At 55.1% G+C, this 8,566-nt stretch carries 1 protein-coding gene; it reads left to right on the top strand.

Annotation, left to right across the window (positions count from 1 at the left end; all coding sequences use genetic code 11):
* Nucleotide 1 precedes the first annotated feature (1 nt).
* Nucleotides 2-8,548 carry an SDR family NAD(P)-dependent oxidoreductase gene (locus YC6258_RS16390; protein ID WP_082070759.1) on the top strand — a complete coding sequence of 2,849 codons (8,547 nt, stop codon included), beginning with the start codon at nt 2-4 and terminating at the stop codon, nt 8,546-8,548.
* Nucleotides 8,549-8,566: the final 18 nt, after the last annotated feature.

The following is an 8,566-nucleotide window of genomic DNA, read 5'->3' as shown; positions in this document are numbered from 1 at the left end:
TATGACTCACAACACTATGTTATTCGACCAAACCGTCAGTTATTTCAGACACGCCATTGCCGATATCGTTCAAGCCTCGGTGGCGGAAATTGATCCGGCCGAAGCGTTGGAAAAATATGGCATCGATTCGATTCTCATTGCCCAATTGACCGATACCCTGAGTGAGGTGCTGGAGGACATCAGCGGTACCTTGTTTTTTGAATATCAGACCATCGATGCCATCAGTGAGCATCTTGTCAGTACTCAGCCGCAGGCGCTGCAACGTCTGCTCGGACTGACCGCAGCGTCGGCCCCGGCAGAGTTGACTGACCCTCAGGCCCCGCAAGCAAAAACGGTGACGGCGGCAAACCAGGCCAGTCCGGCGGCGGTGCCCATCAGTATTCCACTGAAAGGACAAGCGCCGGCACCGACGGCACCGCAACCCGTGACAGCCGCTCCGGCGGCGGTATCAACATCGCGGTTACTGGAACAGACGGTGCAGTATTTCCGTCATGCCATCGGCGACATCATCCGCCTGCCGGCTGGTGAAATTGATCCTTCCGAGGCGCTGGAGAAATACGGCATCGACTCGATCCTGATCGCGCAATTGACCGACAGCCTGAGTGAAGTACTTGACGATATCAGCGGTACGCTGTTCTTTGAGTTTCAAACCATCGATGCCTTGAGTGAACATTTTGTCCGCACCCAGCCAGACAATCTGAAACGACTCCTGGGGCTGGAAACTCAGAGCGTTCATCAGAGCCCGGTGGAAATAACAGCAGAGCAACCCTCGCAGCCGATGACGATGACACCGGTTTCCCGGGTGAGCCAGTCGGCGACGGTGACGGATGTGCAAAAGACCGCTGAACCCATCGCCATTATCGGCCTTACCGGGCGTTATCCGCAGGCGGCTAATCTGGATGAGTACTGGCAGAATCTGGCCAGTGGCCGCAACTGTATCGTTGAGATTCCGCCGGATCGCTGGTCCATTAATGGTTTTTTTGAACCGGATCGGCTGCTGGCCCAGGAAAAGGGGCGCAGTTACAGTAAATGGGGCGGTTTTATGGATCGGCATGCGGAATTTGATCCGTTGTTTTTCGGGATTTCGCCGCGTGAAGCCATCAATATTGACCCGCAGGAACGGTTGTTTCTGCAAAGCTGCTGGCACACTCTCGAAGACGCCGGTTATACCCGTGAACGTCTGACCCAGCGGCATCAGCGCCGGGTAGGGGTGTTCGTTGGCATCAGCAAGACCGGTTTTGAACTGTATGGCCCGGCCCTGTGGGCCAAAGGTCAACCGTATTTTCCGCATACCTCCTTCAGCTCGGTCGCCAACCGGGTGTCTTATTTTCTCGATCTGCAAGGACCGAGCATGCCCATCGATACCATGTGTTCGTCATCGTTGACGGCCATTCATGAGGCATGCGAATACCTGCGCCGTGGCGATTGTGAGATGGCTCTGGCTGGCGGCGTCAACGTCTATAGTCATCCGGCCAGTTACGTCGAGCTGTGTTCTGCCCAGATGCTGTCTGCCGAAGGAGCCTGCAAAAGCTTTGGTGATCAGGGAGATGGTTTTGTGCCTGGTGAGGGTGTGGGATCGGTACTGTTGAAACCCCTGTCCAGGGCTGAGGCTGATGGTGATCTGATCTATGCGCTGATACGTGGTTCGGGCATTAATCATGGTGGCAAAACCAATGGTTATACCGTCCCCAATCCGACCGCTCAGGCAGCTCTGATCCGGCAGACACTGGATCGGGCCGGGGTGGATGCGCGAAGCGTCAGTTATGTGGAAGCTCATGGCACCGGCACCAGGCTTGGTGATCCGATTGAAGTGGCCGGGCTGGTACAGGCCTTTAAACCTGATCTGAAAGACGATGACCGTGGCCAGTTTTGTGCCCTGGGCTCGGTTAAATCCAATATCGGTCATCTCGAAGCGGCTGCCGGTATCGCCGGGCTGAGCAAAATCGTGTTGCAGTTGCAGCACGGACAACTGGTGCCGAGCCTGCATGCCGCAACCCTGAATCCGGCCATTGCTTTTGCCCAGACACCGTTTGCAGTACAGCAGACTCTGGCTGACTGGCCTCGGCCGCAACTCGCGGTGGATGGTGACCTGCGTGAATGCCCGCGCATTGCCGGGTTGTCATCATTCGGGGCCGGTGGCTCCAACGCACATCTGATTATTGAGGAATACAGCGGTCCGCTGACTCGTCAGCAACCGTCGCGGCCGTCGTCTGATCAGCCTGCCATGGTGATTGTGTCGGCTCAGGATGAAGCGCATCTGCTGGAATGGACGCGACAGCTGCTGGCCTTTGTACAACAGCACTCTGAGGTGAGCGTCAGCGATATGGCTTACAGCCTGCAAACCGGGCGTGAAGCCATGGAAGAGCGCCTGGGCATCGTCGCCAGAGACCGCAACGTACTGATACAGAAACTGCAAGCCTGTATTCAGGGGCAGAAAAACATTGTCGATGTCTACCGTGGCAGCGTTCAGGCCAACCGCGACACCATGATGACCTTTAACCGTGACGGTGATTTCCGGGAGACGGTGAAAAAATGGCTGCAACAGGGCAAGTACAGTCAGGTGGTGGAGCTTTGGGTCAAAGGTTTGAACGTGGATTGGGAAGGTTTCCACCAGCAGGCTGGTTTTGACGCACGGCGGGTGCCGGTGCCGCTGTATCCCTTCGCTCATGAGCGTTACTGGCCGGATCATTCAGAGACGGGTGTCGCGTCGTCTTCAGCGGAGCGTTATCTGCATCCGCTGTTGCATCGCAATACCTCGACCTTTGCGCGCCAGTCGTTCAGCAGCACCTTTCACGGCGAGGAGTTTTTCCTCAGTGATCACCGTGTGGGCGGACAACGGGTATTGCCTGGTGTAGCGTATCTGGAAATGGCCCGTGCGGCGTTTGCGATTGCCGCTGATGCCAATGAGCATCCTGAACTGGCCATTGAAGTGCGTCAGAGTCTGTGGATGCGCCCGGTAGTGGTGGCCGATGCGCCGGTGACGGTGGATATTCAGTTCAAAACCCGGGCAGACGGTCAGGTCCGTTACGAAATCAGCAGTGATGCGGCGACTCTGCACAGTCAGGGACAAGTGGCGTTCGTTTCGGCCGACCGACCGGAGGCGCTGGACCTCGATCAGCTCCGTGGCCGCTGCCAGACCGCCACGATCAGTGCAGAACAGTGTTATGACGTTTATCAGGCCATCGGCATTGAATATGGTCCGGCTCATCGCGGCATCGAGGAAATCCGGGTCGGCCGTCAGCAGGACCGTATTGAAGTGCTGGCGAAACTGACGTTGCCGGCAGCGCTGGTAGCCGGCAGTACCGATTTTCAACTGCATCCGGCATTGATGGATTCTGCCCTGCAAGCCACGATTGCCTTTGCGCTGGCCCGTCAGGCTGCCGGTGAGAAAGGCGATACCCGTCCGGCCTTGCCGTTTTCACTGGATCAACTGACGGTATTCTCACCGAGCACCCCATCCATGTGGGTGTGGATCCGCGACAGCGCCGGCTCGGCGCCCGGTGGTCAGGGCGGTATTTTGAAACATGATATCGACCTGTGTGATGACCACGGCAATGTGCTGATCAGTTTGCGCGGTTTTATGTCCAAGACCCAGGGCAACAGCGTACAGGAAGGCTACGCCAACACCCTGCAACCCGTGTGGACGCCGTTACCGCAAAACATTGAACGGCCGGCGGTGGATCCGATTGCCGGGGGAATGGTGGTCATCGGCGGCGTCAGCGCACCGTGGAGTGAAATCCGCGATCAACTGCCTCAGGCGCAGACTTTCGTGATGACCGGGCAGACCAATGAACAGGCGCTGGCGGATTATTTCTCCGGACTCGAAACACTGACCCGGATTATCTGGCTGGCGGATACTTTTGATACCACTGCTGGGGACATCGACAGCCTGGCCTGCTACGACAGCGTGTACTGCTGTTTCACCACTATCCGGGTGTTGTCACAGTTGGATTATCGCGCCCGGTCACTGCAATGGACCGTGATTACGTGTGCGGGTCAGGCCATCAACGCCGGCGAGCGGATTGATCCGGTACAGGCGGGATTGCATGGTCTGGTGGGCACCATGGCGCAGGAATTCGGGCGCTGGCAGGTACAGCTGCTGGATGTGGATATCGCTGCGTTGCCGTTGTGGGCCGGGCGTTCGCCTTTACGCATCAGCGAGTTGCTGAGCATGCCATTTACTGCCGAGGGTCGTAGTCTGGCGTATCGTCAGACAGATCAACAGTGGTTGCATCAGACTTTGCAGCCGTGCGACCTGATGCCTCAGGAAACGGCTTATCGTAATGGTGGAGTGTACGTGGTCATTGGTGGCGCTGGTGGTATTGGTCAGGCCTGGAGCGAGTACCTGATCCGGCACTATCGGGCGCGTATTGTCTGGCTGGGCCGACGTGCCTTGAACGACGACATCCAGCAACAGCTTGATGCCCTGGCAGTGTTCGGGCCGGCACCAGTGTATCTTCAGGCCGATGCTACCCGTCATGAGGACATGGTTCGTGCTCATGAGCAGATTCTGCAACGTTTTGGCGGTATTCACGGCATTGTCCATGCTGCCATCGATGTTAAAGACCAGATGCTGGAACGCATGGAAGCGGAGGATTTTCGCAACGGCTGGCGACCCAAAGCCGATACCTGCGTCAATATTGCCCGGGTATTTGCCGAAGATCAGCTTGATTTCGCCTTGTTCTTTTCCTCGGTCGTCGCCTTTTCGCGCGCTCCGGGGCAAAGCAACTACACCGCTGGCTGTCTGTTCAAAGATGCTTTTGCCCACTGGCTGGCACAGCACTGGCGTTGTAGCGTCAAAGTCATCAACTGGGGTTACTGGGGCTCAGTGGGGGTTGCCGCCGGAGCCGATTATCAAACCCGCATGACGGCTGCCGGACTGGCTTCCATCGAAGCCGACGAGGCCATGGAAGTACTGAATCAGTTTATGGCCAGTTCGCTGCCACAACTGGCATTTGTCAAAACCCTGGCCCCTATGGCACCCGAAAATACAGCGGTAACGGAAGTCGCCAGCGTGGACATCGGCACTGAGGCTGAGTCCGTCGTCATTGATGAGGTTGATCCTCGGAGTGGGGGCAATGTTCGTGAACGGGCGATCCGGTATTTCCAGCAGGCCATAGGTACCATCGTCGGTCTGGCCCCGCATCAGATCAATCCATCGGCGTCATTTGACAGCTACGGCATAGATTCGATCTCGGTGGCCCGGCTGACCGATACTCTGAATGATGTGTTCGACAATGTTTCCACCACGATTTTCTTTGAATACACCCATATAGAAGCGCTGGTGGATTACTTCCTCGACGCTCAGCCAACCCAATTGAGTAAGCTGGTCGGCGAACCCCAGAACAGCAAAGCTGCACGAGCAGCTCCTGTTCAGGCCGCCAAAACAACGACACCGGAAACCCGTTTCGCCCAGCCGCTGGTACCATCGATCGCAGCAACGACGGCGAAACCGCAGTCAGTGGCTCACGAAGCCATTGCCGTGATCGGTATGTCGGGGCGTTATCCCGGTGCTGCCAATCTTGATGAATACTGGCGGAACCTGCTGGAGGGACGGCAGTGCTTCAACGATGTACCGGCCGACCGCTGGCCACTGGAAGGATTCTATGAAGCTGACCCGCTTCAGGCACTGGAGCAGGGAAAAAGCTATTGCAAGTCCGCCGGGTTCATCGATGGCTTTGCCGATTTTGATCCATTGTTCTTTGGTATTTCGCCACGTGATGCCATCAATATGGATCCGCAGGAGCGCTTGTTCATGCAGAGTTGCTGGGAAACCTGTGAAGATGGCGGTTATACCCGCGAACGGCTGGCACAACAGCATGATCATCAGGTCGGCGTGTTTGTCGGTATCAGTAAAACCGGCTTTGATCTGTATGGGCCGGTTCTCTGGGCTGAGGGAAAAACGGCATTTCCGTATACCTCGTTCAGTTCCGTGGCTAACCGGGTGTCTTATTTCATGGATCTGCAAGGGCCCAGTATGCCCGTGGATACCATGTGCTCTTCATCGCTGACGGCCATTCATGAAGCCTGCGAGCATCTGCGTCGCGGCGATTGCGAGTTGGCCATTGCCGGTGGCGTCAACCTGTATGTGCATCCGGCCAGTTTTGTGCTCTTGTGCAGCTCGCAAATGCTATCGACGGACTCTCAGAAACTCAGCTTTGCCGAAGGCGCCAGTGGCTTCGTGCCGGGCGAAGGGGTGGGGTCGTTGTTGCTGAAGCCGCTGTCCAGGGCCGAACAGGACGGTGACCGCATTTACGCCACGATTAAACATAGCGGCATCAATCACGATGGCCGTTCCAATGGCTACTTTATGCCCAATCCAACCGCCCAGACCCGCATGATGGAACGAAACTTCCGCGATGCGGGCATCGATCCACGCAGCATCAGCTATGTTGAAGCGGCGGCCAACGGTTCCTATCTCGGTGACGCGATTGAAGTTGCTGCATTGACCCGGGCATTTTCAGCGTTTACCCCTGACAAGGGCTTCTGTGCATTGGGCACGGTGAAACCCAATATTGGTCATCTTGAAGCGGCATCGGGTATTTCCCAGATCACCAAAGTCATTCTGCAGCTCTGGCATCGGCAGTTGGTTCCCACAATTCGTCCGGAGAACATCAACCGGAACATCCAGTTCGAATCGACACCCTTTTTTCTGCAACCCGAAGCGCAGCCATGGCAACAACCCACTGCGGTGGTGAATGGTACAGAGATGGAATTGCCGCGTCGGGCAACGGTGAGTTCATTTGGCGCAGGCGGTTCGAATGCCCACTTTATTCTGGAGGAATATCTGTCTCCGGTGATGGTGGCAGAAGATCAGGACGATGATGAAAGCCGGTTATTTCTGTTCTCGGCCCAATCCCGTCAGCAGTTACTCGAACTGAGTACCAGGATGCTCGACTTTGTCCGCTCTGCTGAATCCATTTCATTGCGGCGGTTGAGTTATACCTTGCAGGTTTGTCGCGAGCATATGGACTATCGACTGGCCATCGTCGCCAATGACAAAGAGGTATTGATATCGGCACTGGCGGCATTCACTCAGGAGCAGGAATTACCTGCCGGTGTGGCAGGTTCAATAGTTAGCGGATATCCGGACACACATAACGATGCCATCAAGGCATTGTTGTCCGGTGCCATGGAGCAGACATTGGTGGATGCACTGATGACTGAAAACAATCCTGACAAACTTGCCGTTTATTGGACTCAGGGAGGCAATATTCCGTGGATAAAACGTTATCCTGGCAAACCACCGGTACTGCTCAGTCTGCCCGCTTATCCGTTTGAACGCCGCCGTTGCTGGATCAACAGCGAGGACGCTGCGCCGACCATGCAACAGTCGCAAGTGGAACACCCCTCGATGGCTATGCCTGCGGTTCAACAATCCATTGTTGCCATAATAGGAGAGTTGCTCGGTATCGACGCTGTGGATCTCGATTGTAATCGACCTCTGAAGCAATACGGTTTCGATTCCATGCAGGCGATACAACTGTTGCAGAAAATTCAATATCACCTGGCTCCGGATGTGGATCCTGAGCGTTTACGTAGCTGCGAAACTATAACCGATATCATCGGCATAATGCCGGATATTACCCGCAACGAAAGTATGATTAAGGTTTCCCGGATTAAACGATACCCTGAACTGATTCGATTAAGCCGGAATATGTCCGGCCACCCGGTGTTTTGGATCCATAGCGCTTTTGGTGGTGTGGAACAGTACGCTGGTCTGGCAACGACATTCGAACGGCCTTTTTATGGTATTCAGGCGCGTGGTTCCAATATGGATAAATCACCGTTGCACGGAATTGAGGCAATGGCGCTGTACTACGTTCAATTGATTCGTTCAATTCAGCCTGAAGGACCATATGATCTGGGGGGTTATTCATTGGGAGGTATATTGGCATATGAAGTGGCGAGACAGCTGCAGGAAATGGATGAAACCGTAAACAGTATTGTCATGCTGGATTCAATGGCGTTGTCATCAGAAGGACATCGACTTCTGGCAGAACTGGATGAGCCCGGCTACCAGAAAAACCAGTACTTTCGTGCCGTGAATCTGGCGCTCACAGCAGCACTGGATGATCAACAGGATTATCAGCAAAAGTTGATTCATCGCCGGGAACTGAACCTGGATCTCGATGATGAGGCGTTTTTGCAACAGCTGATTGAACTGGCACAAGCGAGAGGTTTGCAGCAGTCCGAACAACAGTTACGGCAGTGGATGGAAAAGAACGTTGAAGTACGTTCCGCGTATGAGCTGGAACGCTATCACTATCCAGCGCTGCCAAAACCGGAACAGCCGAAAGGTCTTTATCTGCGTAACGAGAATGGTTTGCTGTTTGGTGAATTGGCAAATTATTTTCTGATCAGTGGTGGAGAACAGACAAGCATGAAGGATACAAAATACTGGCAGAGCTTTGAAACAGGCATCAACCAGTTTGAAGTGATTGATGTGGCCGCTCCCAATCACATGTCCATGCTTTCGGACCCGACTGCTCTGGAAACGATTGCTGCGCATTGTCAGCAGTTTTACCGCCAGACGGTTCTTCAATGACGCCAATAACGGACATTC

Origin of the sequence: Gynuella sunshinyii YC6258, assembly GCF_000940805.1 — a bacterium.
In the GTDB taxonomy this organism is placed as follows: domain Bacteria; phylum Pseudomonadota; class Gammaproteobacteria; order Pseudomonadales; family Natronospirillaceae; genus Gynuella; species Gynuella sunshinyii.
The sequence above is the reverse complement of the archived record's forward strand: the minus strand, read 5'-3'. Positions and strand labels throughout refer to the sequence as shown.